General features: G+C 54.9%; 24 protein-coding genes and 1 riboswitch. Of the genes, 17 read left to right on the top strand and 7 right to left on the bottom strand.

The genetic code is table 11. From position 1 onward, the window contains the following. The first annotated feature begins 1 nt into the window (after window position 1). The 7 genes from MCACP_RS07675 to spoIVA all read left to right on the top strand — a co-directional run bounded on the left by MCACP_RS07675 (window position 2) and on the right by spoIVA (window position 7,137). Entirely contained in the window at window positions 2–496 is a 495-nt protein-coding gene (locus MCACP_RS07675) for a DUF3189 family protein (RefSeq protein ID WP_406676201.1), read from the top strand. 24 nt (window positions 497–520) lie between these two features. Further along, window positions 521–1,036, top strand: coding sequence for a DUF3189 family protein (locus MCACP_RS07670; protein WP_406676200.1), 516 nt, complete (start codon window positions 521–523; stop codon window positions 1,034–1,036). A 97-nt stretch (window positions 1,037–1,133) separates the two neighbouring features. Then, a complete protein-coding gene (locus tag MCACP_RS07665) occupies window positions 1,134–2,477 on the top strand; it encodes a DUF512 domain-containing protein (protein ID WP_406676199.1) in 1,344 nt (447 codons plus the stop codon). 63 nt (window positions 2,478–2,540) lie between these two features. Next, window positions 2,541–3,857, top strand: coding sequence for a ribosome biogenesis GTPase Der (gene der, locus MCACP_RS07660; RefSeq protein WP_406676198.1), 1,317 nt, complete (start codon window positions 2,541–2,543; stop codon window positions 3,855–3,857). 20 nt (window positions 3,858–3,877) lie between these two features. Then, window positions 3,878–4,462: a glycerol-3-phosphate 1-O-acyltransferase PlsY gene (gene plsY / locus MCACP_RS07655; RefSeq protein ID WP_406676197.1), complete on the top strand. Its 585-nt coding sequence runs from the start codon at window positions 3,878–3,880 to the stop codon at window positions 4,460–4,462. 4 nt (window positions 4,463–4,466) lie between these two features. Then, window positions 4,467–5,471 carry an NAD(P)H-dependent glycerol-3-phosphate dehydrogenase gene (locus MCACP_RS07650; protein ID WP_406678714.1) on the top strand — a complete coding sequence of 335 codons (1,005 nt, stop codon included), beginning with the start codon at window positions 4,467–4,469 and terminating at the stop codon, window positions 5,469–5,471. 187 nt (window positions 5,472–5,658) lie between these two features. Beyond that, on the top strand, window positions 5,659–7,137 hold the full coding sequence (spoIVA, locus tag MCACP_RS07645; protein ID WP_406676196.1) for a stage IV sporulation protein A: 1,479 nt from the start codon (window positions 5,659–5,661) through the stop codon (window positions 7,135–7,137). Window positions 7,138–7,172: 35 nt separating this feature from the next. Here the strand turns inward: spoIVA and MCACP_RS07640 are convergent, their stop codons facing one another. Next, a complete protein-coding gene (locus tag MCACP_RS07640) occupies window positions 7,173–8,795 on the bottom strand; it encodes an N-acyl-D-amino-acid deacylase family protein (protein WP_406676195.1) in 1,623 nt (540 codons plus the stop codon). Window positions 8,796–9,021: 226 nt separating this feature from the next. Between MCACP_RS07640 and MCACP_RS07635 the strand changes: the two genes are divergently transcribed. The 9 genes from MCACP_RS07635 to glnA (MCACP_RS07595) all read left to right on the top strand — a co-directional run bounded on the left by MCACP_RS07635 (window position 9,022) and on the right by glnA (MCACP_RS07595) (window position 19,316). After that, window positions 9,022–9,765: a FadR/GntR family transcriptional regulator gene (locus MCACP_RS07635; protein WP_406676194.1), complete on the top strand. Its 744-nt coding sequence runs from the start codon at window positions 9,022–9,024 to the stop codon at window positions 9,763–9,765. 81 nt (window positions 9,766–9,846) lie between these two features. Next, a riboswitch (SAM riboswitch) is annotated at window positions 9,847–9,962 on the top strand. 87 nt (window positions 9,963–10,049) lie between these two features. Next, on the top strand, window positions 10,050–11,336 hold the full coding sequence (locus tag MCACP_RS07630; protein ID WP_406676193.1) for a homocysteine synthase: 1,287 nt from the start codon (window positions 10,050–10,052) through the stop codon (window positions 11,334–11,336). Between the two features lies 1 nt (window position 11,337). Beyond that, complete coding sequence (metX, locus tag MCACP_RS07625; RefSeq protein ID WP_406676192.1) at window positions 11,338–12,450, top strand: homoserine O-acetyltransferase MetX; 1,113 nt, start codon at window positions 11,338–11,340, stop codon at window positions 12,448–12,450. 68 nt (window positions 12,451–12,518) lie between these two features. Further along, complete coding sequence (locus MCACP_RS07620) at window positions 12,519–13,817, top strand: homoserine dehydrogenase (RefSeq protein WP_406676191.1); 1,299 nt, start codon at window positions 12,519–12,521, stop codon at window positions 13,815–13,817. After that, complete coding sequence (thrC, locus tag MCACP_RS07615; RefSeq protein WP_406676190.1) at window positions 13,814–14,860, top strand: threonine synthase; 1,047 nt, start codon at window positions 13,814–13,816, stop codon at window positions 14,858–14,860. Before MCACP_RS07620 ends, thrC begins: the two co-directional genes overlap by 4 nt. 75 nt (window positions 14,861–14,935) lie before the next feature. Beyond that, window positions 14,936–15,847 (top strand): homoserine kinase, encoded by a 912-nt coding sequence (thrB, locus tag MCACP_RS07610; protein ID WP_406676189.1) that lies wholly within the window; start codon window positions 14,936–14,938, stop codon window positions 15,845–15,847. 11 nt (window positions 15,848–15,858) lie between these two features. Continuing rightward, complete coding sequence (locus MCACP_RS07605; protein ID WP_406676188.1) at window positions 15,859–17,076, top strand: aspartate kinase; 1,218 nt, start codon at window positions 15,859–15,861, stop codon at window positions 17,074–17,076. Window positions 17,077–17,143: 67 nt separating this feature from the next. After that, on the top strand, window positions 17,144–17,482 hold the full coding sequence (locus MCACP_RS07600; RefSeq protein WP_406676187.1) for a LysM peptidoglycan-binding domain-containing protein: 339 nt from the start codon (window positions 17,144–17,146) through the stop codon (window positions 17,480–17,482). Window positions 17,483–17,894: 412 nt separating this feature from the next. Continuing rightward, a complete protein-coding gene (gene glnA, locus MCACP_RS07595; protein WP_406676186.1) occupies window positions 17,895–19,316 on the top strand; it encodes a type I glutamate--ammonia ligase in 1,422 nt (473 codons plus the stop codon). A 77-nt stretch (window positions 19,317–19,393) separates the two neighbouring features. Here the strand turns inward: glnA (MCACP_RS07595) and MCACP_RS07590 are convergent, their stop codons facing one another. Then, window positions 19,394–19,993: a DUF1614 domain-containing protein gene (locus tag MCACP_RS07590; RefSeq protein WP_406678713.1), complete on the bottom strand. Its 600-nt coding sequence runs from the start codon at window positions 19,991–19,993 to the stop codon at window positions 19,394–19,396. A 285-nt stretch (window positions 19,994–20,278) separates the two neighbouring features. Between MCACP_RS07590 and glnA (MCACP_RS07585) the strand changes: the two genes are divergently transcribed. After that, on the top strand, window positions 20,279–21,613 hold the full coding sequence (gene glnA / locus MCACP_RS07585; RefSeq protein WP_406676185.1) for a type I glutamate--ammonia ligase: 1,335 nt from the start codon (window positions 20,279–20,281) through the stop codon (window positions 21,611–21,613). 50 nt (window positions 21,614–21,663) lie between these two features. Here the strand turns inward: glnA (MCACP_RS07585) and MCACP_RS07580 are convergent, their stop codons facing one another. The 5 genes from MCACP_RS07580 to MCACP_RS07560 all read right to left on the bottom strand — a co-directional run bounded on the left by MCACP_RS07580 (window position 21,664) and on the right by MCACP_RS07560 (window position 25,980). Further along, window positions 21,664–22,293: a hypothetical protein gene (locus MCACP_RS07580; protein ID WP_406676184.1), complete on the bottom strand. Its 630-nt coding sequence runs from the start codon at window positions 22,291–22,293 to the stop codon at window positions 21,664–21,666. Between the two features lie 58 nt (window positions 22,294–22,351). Beyond that, window positions 22,352–23,470, bottom strand: a complete 1,119-nt coding sequence (locus tag MCACP_RS07575; RefSeq protein WP_406676183.1) for a glycosyltransferase family 4 protein — start codon at window positions 23,468–23,470, stop codon at window positions 22,352–22,354. 65 nt (window positions 23,471–23,535) lie between these two features. Next, window positions 23,536–23,997 (bottom strand): hypothetical protein, encoded by a 462-nt coding sequence (locus MCACP_RS07570; protein WP_156275296.1) that lies wholly within the window; start codon window positions 23,995–23,997, stop codon window positions 23,536–23,538. 120 nt (window positions 23,998–24,117) lie between these two features. After that, a complete protein-coding gene (locus MCACP_RS07565; protein WP_406676182.1) occupies window positions 24,118–24,819 on the bottom strand; it encodes a glycosyltransferase family 2 protein in 702 nt (233 codons plus the stop codon). A gap of 21 nt (window positions 24,820–24,840) precedes the next feature. After that, window positions 24,841–25,980, bottom strand: coding sequence for a glycosyltransferase family 4 protein (locus tag MCACP_RS07560; protein ID WP_406676181.1), 1,140 nt, complete (start codon window positions 25,978–25,980; stop codon window positions 24,841–24,843). Between the last annotated feature and the right edge of the window lie 55 nt (window positions 25,981–26,035).

Raw genomic sequence — 26,035 nt, 5'->3', positions numbered from 1 at the left:
AATGATGGTCATATACCACTGTTTTGGTGGTTCCCATTCTTCAGTTACGGCAGCGGCCATCCACCTGGGGTTATTACCCCGGAACCGGTTACCCACGGCAGCGGAACTCCTGGCCCTGCCGTATTTTGATGGTCGCAGCCGGGGAGAAGAAGGAGAACTAAAATTTATGGGTACCGACGTGTATGGTAACAGCGTCTATGCCGTGGGTAAAAAGAACCTGGGTGGCCGGTTTGAAGCCCTGCTCTATGATCTGGCGGCAACACTGGGAGTACAGCGGCAGGAAATACTGCTTCTTAATACCTCTCCTCTGGTAAATCTTTTCATGCGGATTGGCGGTTTTACCTCGCGCCGTATAGGCCTGACGCTCCTGGGCCGGCCTGTAGTTGTGCGGGGTACCAGGCGCGCCTTTGCCAGCCTGGTGGAGTTTGTAGAACAAAATCAGCATCTGTGGATGCCGGCGTGTGCCTTGTCCGGGACGCCAGCAAGACGAGGATAATTTTTCCAGGAAAGGTTTGCCACGGTGATTATCATCTATGCCTGTTTTAGCGGCACCCATGCGGCGGTTATCGCCGCTGCCCTGCATGCCGGTTTCTTAAATCCAGGCCGACCGCCGGCCTGGGAGGAGTTAAAAAAATTGCCTCACTTTGACGCCCCTGAAGGGGAAGGCGGCATGCGTCAAATAGGTCATACGCCAGCAGGCCATGCCGTCTATACTGCTGCCGTCGGCCATGACGGCGAAGCAGCCCGGCGGGCCATAAAGACTTTCCTGGCAGCCCTGGGCCGGGATCAGCGTGAGGTACTTTGGATAGACGTTTCCCACCGGGTTTCCTTTTTATGGCGGGTGGGCGCTTTTTGCCGGCGTTATCCCCGCCTGGCCTGGTTGGGGCGCTTGTTGCTGCAATGGAGCCTGGGGCAGGATTACCCTGTCCTTGTTAACCTGGTTAAAAAGGCTCGCCAGCAAGAACTCCATGATGTCAAATCCGGCAGCCAGAACCTCTATCCAGGCGTAAAACAAGGGCTTCAAGCAAAAACTTGACGGCCGGGGTAAAATATTGGATAATTAAGGCGAAAAAGTGCAGGCCGTGTATACTACAGCTGGGACCTGGGCAAGGGAAGTCAGGAGATGACATTTTTTGGCCAAACAAGGGGCAGTAATAACAGCCGTCCGGCCGGACAGTATAGCCGCCGCGCTGGGTATCAACCCCGGCGATGTGCTGGTGGCCATCAACGGGGAACGGGTGCCCGACCTGATTGTCTACCGTTACCTTTGCGCCGATGAAAACCTGGAGGTAGAGATTGAAAAACCTGGCGGCGAACGATGGCTTCTGGAAATTGAAAAGGATTACGATGAGGACCTGGGGCTGGAATTTGCCGCTTCAACCTTTGATGGCCTCCGCCGTTGCGGGAATAAATGCCTTTTTTGCTTTGTCGACCAGATGCCCCGGGGCCTGAGGCCCGGTCTTTATATCAAAGATGACGACTACCGTTATTCTTTTCTCCACGGCAATTTTATTACCCTGACCAACTTAAAACCTCGGGACTGGGAATATATCTTGCGCTGGCACCTCAGCCCCCTCTATATTTCCGTCCATACCACCAACCCGCAATTAAGAAGCAGGCTATTAGGCAATCCCCGGGGCGGGGAGATAATGGCGCAGTTGAAGAAATTGGCTGCAGCCGGCATCCAGATGCATACCCAGATTGTCCTCTGCCCGGGGCTTAATGACGGCCTGGAGCTAGATCGGACGATAAAGGACCTCAGCAGCCTTTTTCCAGCCGTACAGTCCATTGCGGTAGTACCTGTGGGCCTGACCTCCCGGCGGGAGCATTTATTCCCTTTAAGGCGGGTGACGCCGGAGGAGGCCGCAGCAATAGTAAACCGGATCGCCGCCTGGCAGGCAGGTTTTCGCCGCCGCTTTGGATGCGGCCTGGTTTACGGCGCCGATGAATTCTATTTGCTGGCCAATCTTCCCCTACCTCCAGCTTCTTATTATGACGACTTCCCCCAGACGGAAAATGGAGTTGGGCTTACCCGTCTTTTCCTGGACGATTGCAAAGCTGCCCTGGCCAACCTCAATCGGTCGGAAATCCAGGCCCGCCGCGTGATAATAGCCACCGGTACCCTGGCGGCGCCAGTTCTGGCGGAGCTCGTCCAGGAGGTGACGGCGAGGGCCGGCAACCTGGAAGCCAGGGTGGTGCCGGTAACGAATTTTTTCTTCGGCCCCCAGGTGACGGTGGCCGGCCTCCTGACCGGCCGGGACTTGTTAAGGGGCTTAAAAGAAGCCGCCTCCTGGGCACGGGAAAAAGAAGGAGTTATTCTCCTCCCCGACGTAATGTTAAAAAAAGATGCCCCGGTTTTTCTGGATGACCTGACGCCGGAAATGCTCGCCGCTGAACTGGGAGTAGAGGTAGAAGTAGTTCCAGCTACCGGAAAAGGGCTGGTAGCGGGATGCTGCGGCCGCGTCGCTATTCGGTAGAAACGCGCTCCGAAGATAAAAGCCAGCCGTCGATGTTAGTATATTTTGATGGAGGAATCCTTTTTGCCCAAACCGTTAGTAGCCATAGTCGGCCGACCCAATGTCGGCAAATCAACCCTTTTCAATCGCATTACCGGCGCCCGGGTGGCTATCGTTGAAGACACACCCGGAGTGACCCGGGACCGCCTTTACCGCGATGCCGATTGGCGGGGCTGCCAGTTTACCCTGGTTGATACAGGCGGTATTGCCGCCAGATCAGACGATCCCCTGGTAGTCCAGGTAAGGCGTCAGGCCGAAATGGCCCTGGCGGAAGCAGATGTCATCCTTTTTGTCGTTGATGCCAGGACCGGCCTGACCGCCGACGACGAAGAGGTGGCTGAAATATTACGCCGCTCCGGGCGGCCGGTGATCCTGGTGGCCAACAAGGTCGAAGACTTCAGCGACCCTACCATGATCCACGAATTTTATCGCCTGGGCCTGGGAGACCCTTTTCCTATTTCAGCTATTCACGGTTTAAATATAGGCGATCTCCTGGATAGAATAGTTGAGCTCTTACCGGAAACTGCCGCAGAAGAGGACGGGATGGCCTTAAAAGTAGCCGTGGTGGGGCGACCCAATGTGGGTAAGTCTTCTATTGTCAACCGCCTCCTGGGCGAAGAGCGCGTTATCGTCAGCGATCTGCCGGGAACTACCAGGGATGCCATTGATACATATATTCGCCGGGGTGATAGGGAGTACATCCTTATTGATACCGCCGGCATGCGCCGCAAGAGCCGTATCGCCGACCCCACGGAACATTACAGCGTTTTACGGGCCTTAAAGGCTGTGGAACGGGCAGATGTAGTTCTGGTAGTTCTGGACGGTACCGAAGGCGTTACCGAACAAGACAAAAAAATAGCCGGCTATGGCCATGAACAGGGCAAAGCTTCTATAATAATAGTAAACAAATGGGATCTGGTGCCCAAGGATGATAAAACAATGGCCCGTTATGAGGAGATGATCAGGGAAGAGTTAAGTTTTATGTCCTATGCTCCTATCATCTTTATTTCGGCCCTGACAGGACAACGGGTTGCCCGAATTTTACCTGCTATTGACGCTGTGGGAGCAGAGGCCAGCCGCCGCGTTGCTACGAGCACCTTAAATTCCATAGTGCAGGAAGCGGTCATGCTCACGCCACCGCCCGCGGCAAAAGGCCAGGCGGTTAAAATCTTTTACGCCACCCAGGTCAAGGTTAAACCGCCAACCTTTATCTTCTTTTGTAACCGTCCAGAAGATGTCCATTTTTCCTACCAGCGTTACCTGGAAAACCAGCTCCGCCAGGCCTTTGGCTTTGAAGGCACACCGTTACGTTTGCTATTCCGCCGCAGCAAAGGACAATAATTACAAATGGAGGGGAAAATATGTGGCTGCTGGCGCTGGTACTGGCTTATCTTATCGGTTCTGTTCCCACAGCCTATGTGGTGGGACGTTATGTTTACGGTTTTGATATCCGAAGACGGGGCAGTGGCAATGTGGGTGCCACCAATGCTTTAAGGACCATGGGAACTCTTCCGGGCGCGCTGGTACTGGTAGTTGACGCCTTTAAAGGTATGCTCGCTGTATGGTTGGGGCAGGTCATGGGCGGCCCCTGGCTGGCAGCTTTAACGGCTATGGCAGCCATAAGCGGCCATAATTGGTCCATCTTCCTCAAATTTGAAGGCGGTCGGGGTGTGGCCACGACTGCTGGGGCAGTATTGGTCATGGCACCGTCTGCCTTCTTTTGGGCGGCGGTAATCTGGGTTATAATTGTTGTCTTTTCCCGCTATGTCTCGTTGGGGTCAATTACTGCGGCAGCCTTGGCGCCATTTCTTCTGCTCTTTTTTCACCGGCCCTGGCCATACACCCTTTTTACCTTTGCCGGAGCAGCCCTGATTATTTACCGCCACCGGCCCAATATAAAACGGCTCCTGGCCGGAACCGAACATAAACTGGGGGAGCGAGGTTAGATTGGTGGGAACTATTGCCGTCATTGGTGCCGGCAGCTGGGGGACGGCACTGGCCGTTTTGCTGGCTCGCAAGGGGTTCCAGGTGAATCTGTGGGCCAGGCGCAGGGAAGTTGCGGCTGAACTGGAAGAAAAGAAGGAAAATAAAGCATATTTACCGGGAGTCAAATTACCTGCCGGCATCAGGCCGACGATTGATCTACAGGCAGCTACCAGGGAGGCAAGCCTGGTTGTTTTCAGCGTACCCTCCCATGCCGTCCGGTTAACAGCCCGGCAGGTAAAACCTTTTTTATCTCCAGGCACTATAGTCGTAAACACCGCAAAAGGGCTGGAACTGGACACTAAAAAACGTTTATCACAAGTCCTGGCTGAAGAAGGTTTTACCCGGGTGGCGGTGCTTTCCGGTCCCAGCCATGCCGAAGAAGTTGGCCGCGGCCTGCCGACTACCGTGGTCGTAGCTGCTGCTGACAGGGATGTAGCTGCATATGTCCAGGATATTTTTATGGACCCTACCTTCCGCGTTTATACCAATCCCGACGTAGCAGGGGTCGAATTTGGCGGCGCTTTGAAAAATATTATTGCCCTGGCCACCGGGATTGCCGATGGTCTGGGCTTGGGTGATAATGCCCGGGCGGCCCTTATGACCAGGGGTATAGCGGAAATTACCCGGCTGGGGGTAGCCCTGGGGGGCAAAGCTATGACTTTTGCCGGTTTGAGCGGTATCGGCGATTTGATTGTTACCTGTACCAGCATGTACAGCCGCAACCGCCGCGCCGGGATACAGCTGGGGGAGGGCAAGGCCCTGGCCGAAGTCCTGGCCGGGATGGGTATGGTAGTGGAAGGTGTGCGGACTACGGCGGCAGCCCGGGATTTAGCTTACCAATACCAGATCCGGATGCCTATTACCGAAGAAATTTACCAGGTCCTTTATAAAGGCAAACCTGTACGGGACTGTGTGGCAGCCCTTATGGAGCGGCCACGCACCCACGAAGTTGAAACAGGCATCTGGTAAAAATTATAGAACCTGTCCACCGCGGCAGGTTCTTTTCTTGTCCCCGGGTGCATATATTTGTAAAAGGTTAACCCCTAAAAAATGATTTTAGGTCATATTCTGGCTGCCAAGTCATATAGATGTATTGTTAAAACATGCCAGCAGGACTGAACGGTAAACTAAATGGCCTGGGGAGGGAGAATACGGGGTGGAAAAGCGGGATATTTTCCGGGATATAGCCGAACGTACCGGTGGTGATATTTATCTCGGCGTTATGGGGCCGGTACGCAGCGGCAAGTCGACTTTTATTACTCAATTCATGGAAAAGCTGGTGTTGCCGAACATCAAAAATCCCAATGAGCGGGACCGGGCCAGGGATGAATTGCCCCAGAGCGGCGCCGGGCGCATGATTATGACCACCGAACCCAAATTTATCCCCAATGAAGCGGTGGAGATTACCATCCGTGAAGGGTTGAAGATGCGCGTGCGTCTGGTCGACTGCGTCGGCTATACAGTACCCGGCGCCCTGGGTTATGAAGAGGGCGGGGGCCCCAGGATGGTCCGGACGCCCTGGTTTGAGGAGCCGGTACCTTTCCAGGAAGCAGCGGAAACAGGCACGCGCAAGGTAATTACCGACCACGCCACCATAGGTATAGTTGTCACCACCGATGGCAGTATCACCGAGATTCCCCGGGAAGATTACGTCGATGCCGAGGAACGGGTCATCTGGGAACTCAAGGATTTAGGCAAGCCCTTTGTCGTCCTGCTCAATTCCGTCCATCCCCTTGCCGAGGAGACAATTTCTTTGGCCGGGGAACTGGAGGCCACCTATGATGTACCGGTTCTGCCGGTGGACTGCTTGCATTTAAGCGAAGAGGACGTCCTGCATATCATGGAAGAGGCCCTCTATGAATTCCCGGTGGCCGAAGTCAACGTCAATCTGCCCCGCTGGGTGGATGAACTGACCGGCGACCACTGGCTGCGGCAGCAGCTGGAAAATGCCGTCCGGGAAGCGGTGGGTGACGTCCGGCGCCTGCGAGATATTAATGGCGCTGTTGAGCGGCTTAATGAAAATGAATATGTTTCCCGGGTAGCTTTAAAGGACATGGACCTGGGCACCGGTACCGCCCACATTGACCTGGCGACCAGGGAAGGGCTCTTCTACCAGATCTTACGGGAAGTCAGCGGCCTGGACATCAGCGGTGACCAGGATATCCTGCGCTGGATACGGGAACTGGCCGGCATCAAAAAGGAATGGGATAAAATCGCCTATGGCATCCAGGAAGTACGCAACACCGGCTACGGTGTCGTCACGCCCACCGAGGAAGAAATGGAACTGGCCGAGCCGGAACTTATCAAGCAGGGCGGCCGCTCCGGCGTAAGGCTAAAAGCCACCGCTCCATCTTACCACTTCATCCGCGCTGATATCACCACCGAGGTAACACCCCTCATCGGTACCGAAAAACAGTGCGAGGACCTGGTGAAATACATCATGGAGGAGTTTGAAGATAATCCCCAGAAGATCTGGCAGACCAATGTTTTCGGTAAATCATTGAGCGAACTGGTGCGGGAGGGTATCCAGAGCAAACTCTACCGCATGCCGGAAAGCGCCCAGGTGAAGCTCCAGGAAACAGTAGAACGCATCGTCAACGACGGCGGCGGCGGGCTGATCTGTATTATAATTTAGGAACAAACACCAGATAGCCGGGGTGTTGTCCCGGCTTATTTTACTTCCTGGCTGCTGGAAGCACCTGCAGCATTACAGGTAAGTGTAACCCCCGCCAGTTCGCCAGTAAACCGGCCGTCCTGGTAGGCCACCCGGCCGTTAACAATAACCGCCGCGATACCGGCTGGCGTCCGGGCCGGCTCCTGGAATGTGGCCCGATCGGCGACAGTATCCGGGTCGAAGACGACCAGGTCGGCGTAATACCCTGCCTTTACCAGACCGCGTTTCTTTAGGCCGAGCCTGGCCGCAGGGCGGGAGGTCATCTTGGCCACGGCTTCTTCCAGAGTAAGGAGCCGGCGTTCCCGGACATAACGGCCCAGAACCCGCACAAAGGTGCCGTACAGGCGGGGGTGAACATGGTCGCCGGAATAGATGCCGTCGCTGCCTATGACCGTCAACGGGTGGCGCAGAATCATAGCAAGGGTTTCCTCACAGCCGTGATAGGTTTCAATGGCCAGGCTGCCGCCTTCAACCTGCAGCAGGTCCAGGAGGACGTCAGCCGGATCGCATTGGCGCCGGGCACCAATCTCGGCCAGGGTTAGACCTACGCAATCCGCATTTTCCCTGTGGGCTACAGCGTTGATTACCAGCCGATCATAGCCTAAGGATTTGACCATATTATCCCATCCCGGCAGGCCTTCCTGCCAGGTCTTTTTTATTTCCCGGCGGATATCCGGAGAATTCAGGCGTTCCCGGATAGCGGCCTCACCCCCGGCGACGGCCCAGGGGGGCAGGAGGGAGGCGGCTGTAGTCGAACCGGCGATGTAGGGGTAGACGTCCCAGGTGACGTCTTGCCCATGCTCCCGGGCTGCCGCCAGCAGGGCCAGGGCCCGGGGTATTTTCGGCCAGTTACGGGGACCGCAGGCTTTAAGGTGAGAGATATGCACGGGAATGCCGGCCTCCCGGCCGATTTCCAGGGCTTCCTCTATAGCCTCCAGGACACCGTCCGATTCATTGCGGATGTGGCTGACGTAAATACCACCGTACTGCCGGACTACCCGGCAGAGGGCGATTAGTTCTCCTGTCGGAGCATAGCATCCCGGCGGGTAGAGTAAACCGCTGGACAGACCCGTAGCCCCTTCGCTCATGGCCTGTTCGAGAAGGGCCGCCATGGCGTCCATCTCCGCCTTACCGGCCTGGCGGGCGGCCATACCCATGACCGCCAGGCGGATAGAACCGTGACCGGCTAAAGTAGCCACATTAACAGCTATGCCCTGGCGTGTTAGGCGGGAAAAGTAATCTTTTACCCCGGCAGCCTGGAAACCGGCTGGAATTTCCCCCAGCACCGGGCCGGCATAGGCGGCCAGCATGGAGAGACTTTCCCGGTGGCCGGGAACAAGGGACATGCCGCAATTGCCGATGACCTCGGTGGTGACTCCCTGGGCCAGCTTGGCCCGGTCCTCCGGGTCCCTCAGGAGTTCGGCATCGGCGTGGCTGTGAAAATCAATAAAACCGGGGGCAACTACCAGACCGGTGGCGTCAATGACTTTCCCGGCGGGTATGTCCTCCAACCTGCCCAGGGCGGCAATCTTTGTTCCTTGCAACCCCACATCGGCCCGAAAAGGAGGGCGACCGGTACCATCAACTACCGTGCCGCCCTTAATCAGCAAGGAAAACACGATAAGCCATCTCCTAATATTATTGATAGAAAAGCCGGGGTCTAAGCCCCGGTTTTTACATCTCCATTCTACCAGCAATTATTTGGATGTACAAGTTTAATCCCGTTTTTAACTATGTTATTTGTTTCTTTAACGCCATGATAATAGATTATTTACTGCTCCCCCGGGTTATGGTACAATTTAAAAGAGGTAAGACCACTTGTCCCGGGTACAGGAGCGATAACCCTTGCGCGATAGATCGACAGAAAGGCTTTTCCAGCCCATTAACCGCAATCCCAAAAGCGTCTACCACCGGGTGGTAGATGAAATCAAAAAGAGCATCTTCGAGGGGCGGATGAAGCCCGGCGATCGCCTGCCGGCCGAGCGGGAACTGGCGGAAATGCTGGGTGTGAGCCGCACGTCCGTCCGGGAAGCCTTAAAAATGCTGGCTGCCGAGGGCCTGGTGAGCATTCGTCACGGCCAGGGGGCTTTCATTAGTGAACAGGATCCAGATGAGTACTTGAAACGCTTTGCCAGCCACCTGCCGGTGAACAGGGATACCGTTTTGCATCTATTTGAAGTACGTAAAGTGTTGGAGCCCCAGGCAGCCCGCTGGGTGGCGGAAAGGGCCAGCCAAACCGATATCCAGGAACTGGCCAGTATGGTGACCACCACCAGGGAACATCTGGGACGCCTGCGCAGCGGCCGCCTTTCCCTCCTCGCCGGGCACGACAGCAATTTCCATTATCGCCTAGCCCAGGCCACAGGCAACACCGTCCTGGTGCGCCTGATGCACAGCATGCTCGACCTCCTGGCCGACAGCCGTTCCCGCAGCCTGGCCATTCCCGGCCGCGGCGAACGCTCGGTCGATGAACACTATGAGATAGTAAAGGCTTTAATCAAGCGTAACGGTGAAGAGGCTGCGGCAGCCATGCTGCGGCACCTGGAAGACGTCGAGGAGCAAATAGCCGCCACCTGGCGCCAGGGATAAATATAAAAAGTTCTTGACACGCATTGAAACAGGGTTTATAGTTGATATCAAGCTGGCTTAACTTAATACAGGAACTAAAAACTCTTATCAAGAGTGGTGGAGGGACTGGCCCGATGAAACCCGGCAACCCGCTGTCCCGGTTTTCCGGGGGCGACAGGTGCCAATTCCTGCAGGGCACAAGCCCTGAGAGATAAGGGGGGTAAGAAAGTTATGCCTCTTCTTATCGGAGAGGCTTTTTTATTCCCCCGCAGCCGGCTAATTAAAATATAGAGAGGGGAATACCTATGTCCAAGCAGCAGTACCGTTTTGCCACCCTGGCGGTCCACGCCGGCCAGGAACCAGATCCGGCTACGGGAGCGCGAGCCGTCCCCATTTACCAGACCACTTCCTACGTTTTCCGGGATGCCGACCATGCGGCGACCCTTTTTGCCTTAAGCGAACCCGGCAACATCTACACCCGGATCACGAACCCCACTACCGATGTTTTCGAAAAAAGAATGGCCGCCCTGGAAGGTGGGGTGGGGGCGCTGGCTACGGCCTCCGGCCAGGCGGCTATCACCCTGGCCATTGCCAATATTGCCACCGCCGGGCAGGAAATCGTGGCTTCCACCAGCCTTTACGGCGGCACTTTCACCCTCTTTAATTACACCCTGCCGAAATTCGGCATCAAGGTCCGCTTCGTCGACAGTACCGATCCGGAAGATTACCGGAGGGCCATTAACGACAACACCCGTGCCATCTATGTAGAAATCATAGGCAACCCCAAGCTCGACGTACCGGACCTGGAAGCCCTGGCGGCCATCGCCCACGCGGCCGGTATACCCCTGATCGTGGACAACACCTTTGCCACGCCGTATTTATGCCAGCCCATTGCCTTCGGTGCCGATATTGTCGTCCATTCAGCCACCAAGTTTATCGGCGGCCACGGCACCTCCATAGGCGGAGTCATAGTCGATGCCGGTAAATTCAACTGGGACAACGGCAAATTTCCCGGCCTGGTGGATCCGGACCCCAGTTATCACGGTCTCAGTTATCTGAAGGCTTTCGGGCCAGCGGCCTATATCGTCAAGGCGCGGGCCCAGCTCCTGCGCGACATGGGACCGGCTTTAAGCCCCTTCAATGCTTTCCTTTTTCTCCAGGGGCTGGAAACCCTGCCCTTACGTATGGAGCGGCACGTCCAGAATGCCATGAAGATTGCCCGCTGGCTGGCAGAACACCCGGCCGTCGCCTGGGTAAGTTATCCCGGCCTGCCCAACCACCCCTCCTATGAACGGGTGCAAAAGTACCTCCCCCGGGGGGCAGGGGCGATTTTAACCTTTGGTATTAAAGGTGGCAGGGAAGCAGGGAAAAAATTTATCAACAGCCTGGAGCTGTTCTCTCTCCTGGCCAATGTCGGTGACGCCAAGTCCCTGGTCATCCACCCGGCCAGCACTACCCACCAGCAATTAACGCCCGAGGAGCAGCTGGCATCAGGTGTAACTGAGGATCTGGTCCGCCTCTCCATCGGCCTGGAGGATGTCGACGACCTCATTGCCGACCTGGATCAGGCCCTGAGCAGGAGCAGATTATAGTATGGGCGATGTAGGTATTGTTACCACCCGGTTTTATAACTGGCCGGGAAGCCTGCAGCTGGAAAGCGGGGCCCGTTTGGGCCCCCTTACCATAGCCTATGAAACCTATGGCGAGCTGAATGCTGCCGGGGATAACGCCATCCTGGTTCTCCATGCCCTTACCGGCAGCGCCCATATTGCCGGCCGCCATTCCCCGGACGACCGGCTGCCCGGCTGGTGGGACCCCCTGGTGGGACCGGGCAGGGCTCTGGACACCAGGCGTTTTTTCGTGATCTGCGCCAACGTCCTGGGCAGCTGTTATGGGACTACCGGACCGGCCAGCATAAACCCGGCCAGCGGCAGGCCGTATGGTCTGGAATTCCCGACAATTACCATCCGCGACATGGTGCGGGCCCAGAAAATACTGCTGGATTACCTGGGCGTGAAACACCTGGTAGCGGCCATCGGCGGTTCCATGGGCGGTATGCAGGTCCTGGAATGGGGTTTCCTTTACCCGGAAATGGTAACGGCCATTATCCCCATTGCCACCTGCGGCCGGACGACGCCAATGCAGATAGCTTTCAACAATGTCCAGCGAGAAGCCATCTACGCCGACCCAGACTGGCAGGGCGGCGACTATTACGGTACCCCGGGACCCCAACGGGGACTGGCCCTGGCCCGGCGGATTGGCACCATTACTTATAAGAGCGACCCTTCCTGGACCATGAAATTCGGGCGGACCGTGGTGGACCCGGGAAAATACTACCAGCTTGAGGGCCAGTTTGAAGTGGAAAGCTACCTGGCTTACCAGGGGAGAAAGCTGGTGCAGCGCTTTGACGCCAATGCTTATCTGTACCTGACCAAAGCTATTGATCTCCATGATGTCAGCCGGGGCCGGGGAAATTATACTGAAGTATGGCATAATTTGCCTCCATGTCTGGGGATAGGCATATCCAGCGATTTTCTTTTCCCTCCCTATCAGGTGAAAGAGATCGTCCGTTTGATTAATGCCAGCGGCGGTCGCGCCCAGTACATGGAACTAAATTCTCCCTATGGTCATGACGCCTTTCTTATTGAATTTAAACAGCTGGAAGCTATAATTAAACCTTACCTGGCCAGGTTAAGCTCGATTTGATTGGATAAAAAGTATTGCCCAACGGTGAGGGATAAGGTAAAATTGAAAGGTACAAGGAGAGTGAGGGTGTGTCAGGACCAATAAATATCGGCCTCCTGGGCCTGGGGACCGTGGGCAGCGGCGTGGTTCGCCTCCTGCAGCAGAACGGCGCCGCCATCGCCCAGAAGCTGGGCCGGCCTTTAAAAATCAGCCGCATCCTGGTACGGGACAGGCATCGACCTCGCCAGGTACAAGTCAGTCCCGACTTGCTTACTACCGAACCGGAAACAATCCTGGCCGACCCGGATATCCATATTATAGTCGAAGTGATGGGCGGCACCGGTGCCGCGCGGGAATACATCCTCAAGGCGATCAGCCGGGGCAAAAGCGTGGTTACGGCCAACAAGGATCTCCTCGCCCTTCACGGCAAGGAGCTTTTTGATGCCGCTGCGGCCAGCGGCGTTGATCTTCTTTTTGAAGCCAGTGTAGGTGGTGGCATTCCCATTATTCGCCCCTTAAAGGAATGCCTGGCCGGCAACCGTATCCGCCAGGTCATGGGCATTGTCAACGGGACCACCAATTATATCCTCACTAAGATGAGCCGGGAAGGCCGTGGTTTTGAAGAAGTCCTTCGGGAAGCCCAAGCCCTGGGTTATGCCGAGGCCGATCCGGCGGCCGATATTGAAGGTGACGATGCCGCCCGCAAAATGGCCATTCTGGCTTCCATTGCCTTTGGTACCCGCATTACTTACCCGGATGTTTACCGGGAAGGCATCAGCCACCTGACTGCCCAGGACATCAGTTACGCCGCCGACCTGGGTTATGCCGTTAAACTCTTAGGAATTGCCCGGGAGGACGAAGAAGGAATCGAAGTACGGGTCCACCCGGCCCTGGTACCGTTAAATCATCCCCTGGCGGCAGTCAGCGATGTTTTTAATGCCATTTTCGTGGAAGGCGATGCCGTAGGGGAAACTATGTTTTACGGCCGGGGTGCCGGCTCCATGCCTACGGCCAGCGCCGTGGTGGGCGATATTATAGAAGCAGCCCGCAATCTCCAGTACAAAACCCGGGGCCGCATATCCTGTACCTGCTTCTATGACAAACCCCTGAAACCCATAGGAGCAATCAATACAAAGTATTACTTGCGACTGGTTGTTGTCGACCGGCCGGGGGTCCTTGCCAGTATCGCCGGCGTTTTTGGTGACCGGGAAGTCAGCCTGGCCTCCGTTATCCAGGAGCGCATGCTGGGGGAACTGGCCGAGCTGGTGCTCATTACCCACCGTGTCCGGGAACAAAACCTGCAGGATGCCCTGAGCGTCTTGGCAGGTCTGCCGGTTGTTAAAGAAATAGCCTGTGTTGTGCGGGTAGAAGGAGGAGAAAATGGTTGAGGTGGCCGGGGGTTATTCGTGCTTACCGGGAGTTCCTGCCGGTGACGGAGGCAACTCCCTTGATTACTTTACAGGAGGGGAACACTCCTCTGATAGCCGCCGGGAATCTTTCCCGGGAGCTGGGGATAAAACTCTATTTTAAATATGAAGGGCTTAATCCCACCGGTTCCTTTAAGGACCGGGGCATGGTCATGGCCGTGGCTAAAGCTATGGAGGCCGGGTCAAAGGCCATTATGTGCGCTTCAACGGGAAATACGTCGGCTTCGGCTGCCGCCTATGCCGCCCGTTGCGGTTTGAAGTGCAGCGTTCTTATACCGGAAGGCAACATCGCCCTGGGGAAACTGGCGCAGGCCCTTTTTTACGGCGCCAGGGTGATTGCCATCCAGGGGAATTTTGACGACGCCCTGGACCTGGTACGCCGGATTACGGCCAAACATCCTATTACTCTCGTTAATTCCATTAACCCTTTCCGTATTGAAGGGCAGAAAACGGCCGCCTTCGAGGTTTGCGACTGGCTTGGCGAGGCGCCGGATTACCTGGCCATCCCTGTAGGCAACGCCGGTAACATTACTGCTTACTGGAAGGGCTTTAATGAGTATTACCAGGCCGGCCGGAGTCATCTTTTGCCGAAAATGATTGGCTTTCAGGCCGAAGGCGCGGCGCCCATTGTACGGGGCGAAGTGGTGCCCAACCCGGAAACGGTGGCCACGGCTATTCGGATTGGTAACCCGGCCAGCTGGCAGCCGGCCGTACGGGCGGCGAAAGAATCCGGCGGCTTCATCGACTGTGTCAGCGATGAAGAAATCCTGGCGGCCCAGCGACTGCTGGCTACAGCCGAAGGCATCTTTGCCGAACCGGCTTCGGCCGCTTCCCTGGCCGGAGTGATCAAGTATGTTAAAAAGGGTTATTTCCGCCAGGACGACCGTGTCGTCTGCGTATTGACCGGTCACGGCCTGAAGGATCCCAATATTGCCATTAAACAGGTGGCCGAACCCATATCCCTGCCGCCAGAAGAAACCAGGGTATTAGAAGTGGTATTGTAAGCAAACAGTCATTCGGAGTACAGGGCGTCTTCAAGGTTCTGCCCTGTAGATGGAGAAATGAAGGTAGGATAAGTTATGCCACTGGTACGGGTGCCGGCTACAACAGCCAATCTGGGTCCGGGGTTTGATACCCTGGGTATGGCCCTGGACCTCTACGATGAACTGCTAATCGAAGCATCGGCGGACCTGGAGATTACCGTAACCGGTGAAGGCGAGGCAACCATACCCCGGGGACCGGAAAATATAGCTTACCGGGCGGCCATGGCCGTTTTTGCCCGGGCCGGGCGGCCGGAGGTTAATTTGAAAATAGCCATGCATAACAGCATCCCGGTGGCCCGGGGCCTGGGCTCCAGCGCAGCGGCCCTGGTAGGAGGGCTGGTAGGAGCCAACGCCCTTCTTGGTGCACCATTAAGCCGGGAAGAACTGGTAAATCTGGCCACACATCTGGAAGGGCACCCCGATAATGTAGCCCCGGCCATTTTAGGCGGCCTGGTAGTAGCCGCCAGGGACGGTGACAGGGTTTACTGCCGGCGCCTGGAACCGCCGGCCGGCTTAATGACCGTGGTAGCCATTCCCCAGTTTACCCTTTCGACGAAGGTATCGCGGGGTGTGCTGCCGGCCAGGGTGGCCCTTACTGATGCTGTCTTTAACCTCAGCCGGGTTGGTCTCCTCCTGGCCGCCGTCCAGGCCGGTGATCTGGAACTGATGGGGAGGATGATGGAAGATAAACTGCACCAACCCTACCGCTTGCCCCTGGTGCCGGGGATGGGGGAGGTTTTTGCCGCCGCCCGGGAGGCGGGAGCCCTGGCTGTAGCTTTAAGCGGTTCCGGCCCATCGGTAATTGCTTTCTGCCGTGGCCGTAAGCCCGAGGTAGGGCGGGTCATGGCGGCAGCCTTTGCCCGCCACGGGGTAGCGTGCACAATTAAAGAGTTGGCTCCGTGTTACCAGGGAGCCATTGTCATAGAAAATACCTCTAACTCCATTTAAGGAGGTTCTTTATGGCACTTATAGTTCAAAAATACGGCGGAACTTCCGTTAACGGACCTGAACGGGTCAAACATGTCGCCCGCCGGGTGGTAGACACCCGCCGGGCGGGCAATGATGTAGTTGTCGTCGTCTCGGCCCCCGGAGATATGACCGACGACCTGATCGCAATGGCCCACGAGATCAGTCCCAACCCACCGGCCCGGGAAATGGATATGCTTCTGGCTACCGGAGAGCAGACATCAATTGCCCTGCTGGCCATGGCCATCCATGAACTCGGTGAACCGGTCATTTCCCTGACAGGGCCTCAAGTGGGCATTTTAACCGATAATGTCCACACCAAAGCCCGTATCCTGGAGGTTAGCTGTGACCGCCTGCGGCGGGAACTGGAGGCAGGCAAAATCGTCATTGTCGCCGGTTTCCAGGGCAGAACTGACGATAATGAAATCACGACCCTGGGCCGGGGAGGTTCGGATACGACGGCCGTAGCCGTAGCTGCCGCCTTGAAGGCTGACGTTTGCCAGATTTATACCGACGTGGACGGCGTCTATACGGCGGACCCCCGGATAGTACCGGCAGCCAGGAAACTCCCGGTTATCTCCTACGACGAAATGCTGGAACTGGCCAGTCTCGGCGCCCAGGTGCTGCAGCCCCGCTCAGTGGAGTTCGGCAAGCTGAACCATGTGGTTTTAGAGGTACGTTCCAGCTTTAACTATAATGAAGGAACCCTGGTGAAAGAGGTGACCGAAATGGAAAAGAAAATGGTGGTCAGCGGTGTAGCCGGCGATCGGAATGTTGCCCGGATTGCCCTTCACGATGTTCCCGACCGGCCGGGAATTGCCAAAGCCTTGTTTGTTGCCCTTGCCAAAGAAAGCATTAATGTCGATATGATCGTCCAGAGTGCCATGCGGGACGGCATCAACGATATTGCCTTTACCGTGGGCCGCAACGATCTCCGCAAGGCAGTGGAGGTTACCGAAAGGGTGCGCGCCGAGATCGGTGCCAGCAAGGTAACTTATAATGATAAAGTGGCCAAGGTGTCCATTGTTGGTGCCGGTATGATTACAAACCCCGGCGTAGCCGCCGACATGTTTGCCTGCCTGGCAGAAGAAGGGATCAATATTCACATGATCAGCACCTCCGAGATCAAGGTTTCCTGCATCATTGATGAAGAGTACCTGACCAGGGCCATGCAGGCCCTCCACAGCCGCTTCGGCCTGGACAAGGAATAAACGTTAGTACCTTTCTATGAGCCCATGCATAAGATGCAGGGAGATAACCTGCAAGGGGTGGTTGTGCATGGGTTTATTGCAAGTACCCTGCCCCTCCGGCCGCTACTGGCGGGTGGAGCCGGGGGATACCCTGTATCTTATAGCTTTGCGGATTGGAACTACGGTGGCCGAACTGGAACGCCTGAATCCCGGGATTGATCCTTATAATTTGCAGATTGGCCAGATGCTCTGCCTGCCTAACGAACCGCCCTGTCCCTCGGGCGTGTACTGGCAGGTGGCTCCCGGAGACACCCTGTACAGCATTGCCCGGGCCACCGGGACGACGGTAGCAAAATTGCTGGAACTAAATCCCCATATAGATCCCTACAATCTTCAGGTCGGTCAGAATATCTGTCTGCCGGGGTAAAACTGAAGAAAAGGCGACGGGAAAAAAGCCGCCGCCTTTTTTACATGACCTAATAATCTGGTAAGCCCGGGAGATCATTTGGGAGCCTCCCCGGTACGGAGCCCCTACCTGCCGCCGGCTGTCAAGGGTAATTAACAATCTTTTTCGGTTAAATTTATACTTGCCAAAAATGCAGTCGTGGTATATATTAATAGCAGAGGGCAATGATGTCCTTTAGACTGATTAAAATGCGATAGGCAATGTATGCCAGGTGAGCAAAGACGCTCCAGGGGTAAAACCCCGATGGGGCGTTTTTCTTTTTTGAGCAGCAGGGGAGGTGTGAGAAACAGCTTGTTTAGTAAAAAGATGAAATAATATTGTATTCCAAGTTATACGTTATACCTTTTAAAACGAAAGGGGTTTCTCCAAGAGTATGACGGCAAAGGAAGTCCTCGCCATGGCCAGGGAAAAAAGTGTCCAGATGGTTGACCTGAAATTTATCGACCTGCCCGGCACATGGCAGCATTTCACCATCCCCATGGAAGAGTTTGGGGAAGAGGTCTTTACCAGCGGTGTAGGTTTTGACGGTTCCAGTATCCGCGGCTTTAAAACCATCAACGAGAGTGATATGCTCCTCATTCCCGATCCGGGAACGGCTTTTATTGATCCCTTCTGTGAAGTGCCGACATTGAGTCTGATCTGCAACGTGTATGACCCGGTTACCGGTAAGAACTACAACCGCGATCCCCGCTTTATAGCCCAGAAAGCGGAGGCCTATCTTAGGGAAACCGGTATTGCCGACACCAGTTTCTGGGGTCCGGAGGCCGAGTTTTTTATTCTTGATCACGTTCGTTTTGATCACAGCCAGTATGCCGGTTACTACTTCATTGACTCCATCGAGGGGTTCTGGAATTCAGGAGCGGAAATGAACGGCCATCCCAACCTTGGCTACCGGCCGCGCTATAAGGAAGGATATTTCCCTGTTCCCCCCACTGATACCCTGCAAAACCTGCGTACAGAAATGGTGCTGCTGCTCAAAGAGATGGGCATCGCCGTGGAGGCCCACCACCATGAGGTAGCCACGGCCGGCCAGGGTGAAATTGATATGAAATATGCACCCCTCACCAGGATGGCCGACCAGCTGATGATGTTTAAATATGTGGTCAAAAACGTAGCCATCAAGCATAACAAAACGGCTACCTTCATGCCCAAGCCGGTGTTCCAGGATAACGGCTCGGGGATGCACGTTCACCAAAGCCTGTGGAAGGACGGCCGGCCATTATTCTTTGATGCCGGCGGCTACGCCGGTCTAAGCGAACTCGCCCTTTACTATATCGGCGGATTGCTGAAGCACGCCCCGGCCCTGGCGGCCTTCTGCAGCCCCACCACCAATTCTTTCAAGCGGCTGGTACCCGGCTTTGAAGCCCCGGTAAACCTGGTTTACTCCCAGCGCAACCGCAGCGCGGCCATTCGCATTCCCATGTATTCCAACAGCCCGAACTCCAAGAGGATCGAATACCGGCCGCCCGATCCTTCCTGCAACCCCTATCTCGCCTTTGCCGCCCTTTTAATGGCCGGTATCGATGGGATTAAAAACAAGATTCATCCGGGTGAACCGCTGGATAAAGACATCTACGATTTACTGCCGGAAGAAGCAGCCAGGATAAGTTCCCTGCCCGGTTCCCTGGAAGAAGCCCTTGCCGCCCTGCAACATGACCATGAGTTCTTACTTCAGGGTGGTGTCTTTGACGAGGACCTCATCAACAGCTGGATTGAATACAAAACGAAAAAGGAAATCAGCCAGGTTAAACTCCGGCCCCATCCCTACGAGTTTGTCCTGTACTACGATATTTAGGCAAAGTTTTCCACCCTGCCCTGCTGCCAAGCTAGGGCGGGGTTTTTGTCACCTAAAGGTAGCTTTAACTAAATGCTTTAACTTAATAAAGATGCGGCCAAGGCCACCAGGAAAATGCCGTCAAAGACGCCGGCGCCGCCGATGCTGACCACCTGGGAGCGCAGGCTGCGGATAGCACCGAGGTTTAAAATATCGGCTCCCATGAGGGTACCCAGGGCGCCGGCAACGTAGGCCACCGGGGCAGAATTATGGGGAGAAACGATGATGGCGGTAAGGGCGGCGGCAATGGGCGGGATAAAAGTGGGTATAGAAATACCTACTCCCGGTACTACCCGGGCCAGGGCCTTGGCTACAATAGTAACAATTAGCGTAGCCTGCAGGGACGGCAGTATCGGCGCCCGCGTGGCCAGGAGGTAGAGGGAAAAAAGAACGGGAATTACCGCCCCGCCGACGTTTACGCACAGAAGCTGGTAGCTGACCTGGGGCGGGTAATAGAAAAAGAAGGGGAAGCGGCCGAACTGGGGTTGTTCAATATAAAGGCGCCGGCGGGAAATAGGGATATTAATGAGCCCGCCAATGATTGAAGCGGCAAGCAAAGCAAAAGCTCCTGCCGGTGTCAATCCCAGCCGGGCAAAGGAAAAAACGGCCAAGTTGAGGAAAAGGGAAGCCAGCAGCATGGGGATAAATAAAAAAAGAAATAGTAGTGACCACAACAATTTATCTCACCTCAAGTGGTAGTAGTTGTACTCGGCTAACCTGGTTAATCCTATAACCGGAGCTTGATAAACATTTTATCATAAAAAGCCTTGACGAATCTATAAAGTATGATATTATGATTGATAACGGTCAAAATAAGAGGGAGCAATGGCGTTTCCCAAGGGGTAATGAAGCCCTCTAATGCTATGAGGAATAGCGTTAGGGGGCTTTATTGTTTTTATACAATTTCAACTGGAGGATTTTCAATGATAAAGGAAAAACTAACAAAAGAGGATATTCTCCAGCGGGTAAAGGAACTTAACGTCCGTTTTATCCGCCTGCAGTTTACCGACATCTTCGGGGTTCTAAAGAATGTTGCCATTACTACCAGGGAATTAGAGAAAGCCCTTGACGGCGAATTAATGTTTGACGGCTCTTCCATCCACGGCTTCGTCCGCATCGAAGAATCCGATATGTATCTCCGGCCCGACCCCTCTACCTTTGCCATTTTTCCCTGGCGGCCGGCCGACGGGGCGGTAGCCCGGCTTATTTGCGATGTTTACAACCCTGACGGCACCCCCTTTGCCGGTTGTCCCCGGGGAGTGCTTAAAAAAGTTCTCGCCGAGGCGGAAGCCATGGGCTATACCATGTATGCCGGCCCCGAGGCAGAATTTTTCCTGTTCCATACCGATGGCCGTAATCCCACCCTGGAAACCCACGACCAGGCCGGTTACTTTGACCTGTCACCGGTTGACCTGGGCGAAGACGCCCGCCGGGATATGGTCCTGGCCCTGGAAGCCATGGGCTTTGAAATCGAGGCTTCCCATCATGAGGTGGCCCCGGGCCAGCATGAGATTGACTTTAAATACGATAACGCCCTGGCCACGGCCGATAAAATCGCTACTTTTAAATTCGTTGTTCGCACCATCGCCCAGCGTCATGGCCTGCATGCCACCTTTATGCCGAAACCGGTAGCCGGCATTAACGGCTCGGGCATGCATACCCACCAGTCCCTCTTTAAAGACGGGCAGAACGCCTTCTATGATCCGGGCGATCCCTTACAGCTCAGTCAGACGGCCTATCACTATATCGGCGGCCTGATGCACCATGCCCGGGCTATAGCCGCCATTACCAACCCGACGGTCAATTCCTACAAGCGTCTGGTACCAGGTTTTGAGGCCCCGGTTTATATCGCCTGGTCCCCCCGCAATCGCAGCCCCTTGATTCGCGTACCGGCCAAGCGCGGGGCCTCAACTAGAATAGAATTACGCAACCCCGACCCGGCCTGCAATCCTTACCTGGCCCTGGCCGTCATGCTCAAAGCCGGCCTGGACGGGATAAAAAAGCGCATCCAACCGCCTGCACCAGTAGAGCGCAATATCTATGAAATGACGGCAGCCGAACGCCGCGACCTTGGTATCGGCAGCCTGCCGGCGGATTTGAAGGAAGCCCTGGAAGAACTCTCCCGGGATGAAGTAATCCGCGAAGCCCTGGGGGAACATATCTACCAGCGCTTTGTCGAAGCCAAAGAAAAGGAATGGGACGAGTACCGCGTCCAGGTCCACCGGTGGGAAGTAGAGCAATACTTGACCATGTTTTGAAATCAGCATGAGGTGCCGCCAATTTCCCGACCAGGGACACGCCCTGGTTGTCACCCCCAAACCCATACCCGGACCGGCTTATACGGCAAGGCCGGCCCGGGTTCCGGGGCAGGGGGAGTAGTAATCTCAATACGTGAACAGGCAACCTTGACATGTACCTCCAGGCGGCCCGGTCCGGGGGAAACAAAGGCCCGCTGCCAGCGGGGCCCGGACATCAGGGTAATGGTAGCGGTGTGGCCGGCAGCATCGGCATAGGTCACAAGAATTTCATAATTATAGAAAGCCCTCGCCAGGGCATGGCTGCCGGGGGGAATGGGCACCAGTTGCTGCCTGGCGGTAATATTTTTAACCCCGCAGGCAATAACTTTAACCGGCACGCCTGGGGTAAGTGAGGAGGAACTATAAGACCACTGGAATAAGTTTTCCGTGGCCAGGTAAACCGAATCCAGCACCCTTTCCGCAGTGACTAATTCAATATGTCGCGGCTGTAGTTCCTCATGTAATAAAGGCCGGCCAGCATGGGCAGCAAACGCATTTGCAGGCGGACTTACTGGCTGTATTCCCCAGGCTGGAATTAACAGCAAAGCTGATTGCACGATATTAAAGACCACCCATTCTTGCACCGTTACCAGGATAATCGGACTGGGACCGACATGGAAGCGGTTACCTTTATTGGCCACAGTAGGAGCTGTAAAGGGCACATACCTTCACCCACCCGGTGAGTCCAAAACCAGACAATTAGCGAAAGACTGTTTCCAGGACCCTGGCCCAACGCTCAGCCCATATCTTACGGTTGAAAGTCAGAGCCACTTCCCGAGCCCTCTGGCCCATGATCTGCCTTTTAGCTTTATCCCGGGCCAAATCTTCGATGGCCGCCACCAGATTTTCCACAGTCGGTTTAATTAGATAACCATTGTAGCCGTGCAAAACAATATCGCTCAAGCCACCTGCCAGGCCGGCAATTACCGGCCGGCCGCTGGCCATGGCCTCCAGGGCGGCCAGACTCGTGCCTTCGGTAGAGCGTGAAGGGATGATGACAATATCCGCCTGGCGGTAAACCTCAGGCATCATCTCCAGGGGCTTCCAGTAGTAAAAACAACGTTCCTGGGTAGCAATCCACTGGGACATGAGCCTTTCGGCGTTGTCATCATGGCCGCGTCCACAAAAATGAAATTCAATCCAGGGATAGCGAGCCGTCAATTTTTCTGCTGCCCGCATTGTTTCATTAATCCCGCGAACGGGAACCAGCCGGCGGGGGAAGAGGACACGGATGGTATCCGTGCTATTTTTTTCCTCCTCAGGTGGGTGAAAAAGGTCAGTATCAACATAATTAGGGATGTACTCCCATTTGTGATAAAAGCCGGGGAGGGTGGCATTGAAGAAGTTAATGGTGTTGGTATCTACAGAGATTAATTTTTGTGGCCCTGTCAGGGCAATACCAAGCCGCCTTAACCATTCCTGGCGTTCCTCCAGGCGTCCGGCCATGAGGTCGAAACCCGGCCAATCCCAAAAGATCCCGTGGCTAATGGCAATGCTTTTTTCCCGGGCTATGGGGTAAGCCAGGGTAAGGATGAAATAAATGGCGTAATCAAAGGCCATGGAATTCTCGTAAAAGGCTGTGCTGAGATCGGGAAAGGTATGGTATTCGCTTCTAGAAACCGGGATGCTGCGGATACGCACGCCATCGAATTCCCGGGTCCAACCGCTGCCTATCTGCCAGACCTCAACATAAAAACCTAGTTCGCGGAGCAGGCGGCAGAGGTCAACCTGGTAACGCTCTGCACCGCCCATAATAATTCTTTCGTTAGTAGGGTGAAAAAAGTTAGTCGTTAATAAAGCTACCTTTTTAGTCGTCATATCTCTTTATCACCTTCTTGCAATTAGCTCTACAAAGTTAAGCCCGGCCGGGGCCGGGCTATGCTTTAAGCGAGGGGGGAAGCCTGGGCCGTAAAGACCAGATCGACGCTCAAGTCCAGGTTCTGGGCTATGGTACCCGTATTACTAGGCAGGCTGACGACGAAAGTCAGCAGGTCATCATAGGGCGAAACTAGCAGGCGCCCACTAGAAGGTTGGTTGTATAGACCGGAAAGAGTGCCATTATAGAGGACTGTTGCTGGGCTGGCTTCGATATAAATGTTTAAGCGGTCGGCAAGTAACTGGGCCTCGCGGGGAGTAGTAGGGCTTACTTCCTTCCAGTCAGCAAAGATAAAGTAATACTCGTCTACAGTACCGGTATTTGACACTTGCAGCTGGGGCGACCCGACAGACTGGCCAGGAACCAGGTTAGCCGGGGAAAAAAGGGCCGTGGTCGGGCTTAAGGTTAGAGCTACATCGGCAGTTCCTGCCGTACTGCCAGTAACAGTGGCACTGGCGGTTAGAGCCATGCAGATCACTCCTTTTACAAGCTTTTCTCTTTCCCCCTATGCCTTTTGGGTATTGACAAAGGGGGTCTTTCCTTTTTCTGGATTAGTATTACTATATGCATCTTAGCACGGAGAAGTTATCTAGTCCTGCCATTTTTCGAGCTGAATTTTTTCCGCTGGCCAGAGGATGCTTTCATAATGTTCCCGGGGCATATATTTGAAGGTCGGATCCTGGCTAACGGCGCGCTCGTATTTAGCCCGGATATCAGCCGGGTTGGCCCAGCCAAGGTGTTTGATCCTCAGATCGCTTTCCAGGTGGGGCAGGTGGCGGTAGGCTAGAGGCAGGCGGCCGCAGTGAAATTTTTGTAAGGGCCAGGCGGCATCCAGCCAGGGCTGGTACTTGACGAGGTAGATAGAAAAACCACGCAGCCAGGGATTCCAGAGGCCGTCGACGCGGTAGTAGTCTTCACTGCCCCAGCAATCAAAAAGGCGGAAGCTAATAGCTGGAAAGAGATCCTGTTTTAGCAAATAAGGGAGTTCCCGTTCTACCCTGGTCTCCAGGAATTCATCGGCATCAAGGGCCAGTATCCATTCGGGGTTGGTAGCTACGGTATGGTGCCAGAGTTCGCAGCGCAACTGGGCTTCATCCTTAAGAAATAAAGGGGTATCACGGCGATAAAGTTTGACCCTGGGGAAACGCAAACAGATCTCAGGAGTAGCGTCCGTAGAGGCATCGTCCAGGATGACCAGCTCATCAACATAGTTAGTCAAAGCTTTAAGGCAGCGCTCCAAATAACGATTGGCTTCATTACGGACGATCATCATGGCCGTAACCTTGGGCATAGAACTTGCTTTCCCTCCGAACTACTGCTTATCCAAAGGATATACCCTGCTGATATACTGTCGCCAGCGGGCTTCCCAGAGGCGACGGTCAAAGGCCCGGGCGGTAGCAGCGGCATTGGCGCCGAGGCGCAGGCGCTCCCGGGGGTGATCAATTAAAAAGCGCAGGGCTTGGGTCAGGTATTCCCTGGAGGGATGGATTAACAGGCCATTATAGCCATCGATAATCAGGTTGGTGAGTCCGCCAACATTGGTGGCAATAACAGCCTTACCCATAGCCATGGCCTCCAGGCATGAAAAGCTGGTACCCTCCGAATAAATACTGGGAATAACAACTATATCGGCAGCGGCATAAACCTCCGGCATAGCGTTAAAGTCTGGATGACAGTAAAGGATACGCCCGTTATGGGCCTCCTTTTGCCGCCAGGCATGAAAAATCTCCAGGTACCGGGGGGTATTTGTATCAATGGCAAAGAGAAACTCCAGGTCGGGGTACTCAGCCAGTAAAGGAGGGATAACCCCTTTCAACAGGTCAAAGCCCCGTTCCGGGGCCAGCCGGCGCGGGTACAGGACGCGTACCCTGGGCTGTTGTTCCTTTTCGCGGGGATAAAATTGCGTTAAATCGACAAAGTTTGGGATTACCCGGACCTTCTGGTCGGCCAGATTAGGGTAGATGGCCCGGGCAACGTTAAGGAAGTTGTAGTCGCAAGATATTATTAAAGTGGCCTGAATAAGGGCTGCAGCGACATAGTTTTCATAGGCAGCCCGGGCGTGGGCCGGACTGTAACCCGGTAGTTCCCACCAGACGCCATGGGAGATGCAAATAGAACGGGGTCGGTAATAGACTTGCTGGAGAATAGAGGAATAAAGCACTCTCCCGCGGACAGTTTCCTCCATTCGTTTAACAGTTAAGTGCAAATGGTGCTGATCGGCCTGGTAGCCGTATACCGGCCAGCCGCGGAAAGTAGTTTGAAAATCCCGGTGGGCGTTCTGATGGAAGGAAACTTCATAACCCATCTCTGTCAGGAGTTCTGCCAGGGCGTGGAGGTATCTTTCCAGGCCACCGATTACTGGTTCTTGACCATTCCAGGCCAGCAGGTTGGGTGTAAAAATAGCTATTTGCCGGTCCAGGAGTATCACCCCGTTTTCTTCTTTTTTACTCATGTTAACTTATGCTTTTGTTCCATGAACAGTTACTAAAAACCCTTCCCAATGCTAC

The sequence above is a fragment of the Neomoorella carbonis genome, assembly GCF_045278715.1.
Lineage (GTDB): Bacteria > Bacillota > DSM-521 > Neomoorellales > Neomoorellaceae > Neomoorella > Neomoorella carbonis.
The sequence above is the reverse complement of the archived record's forward strand: the minus strand, read 5'-3'. Positions and strand labels throughout refer to the sequence as shown.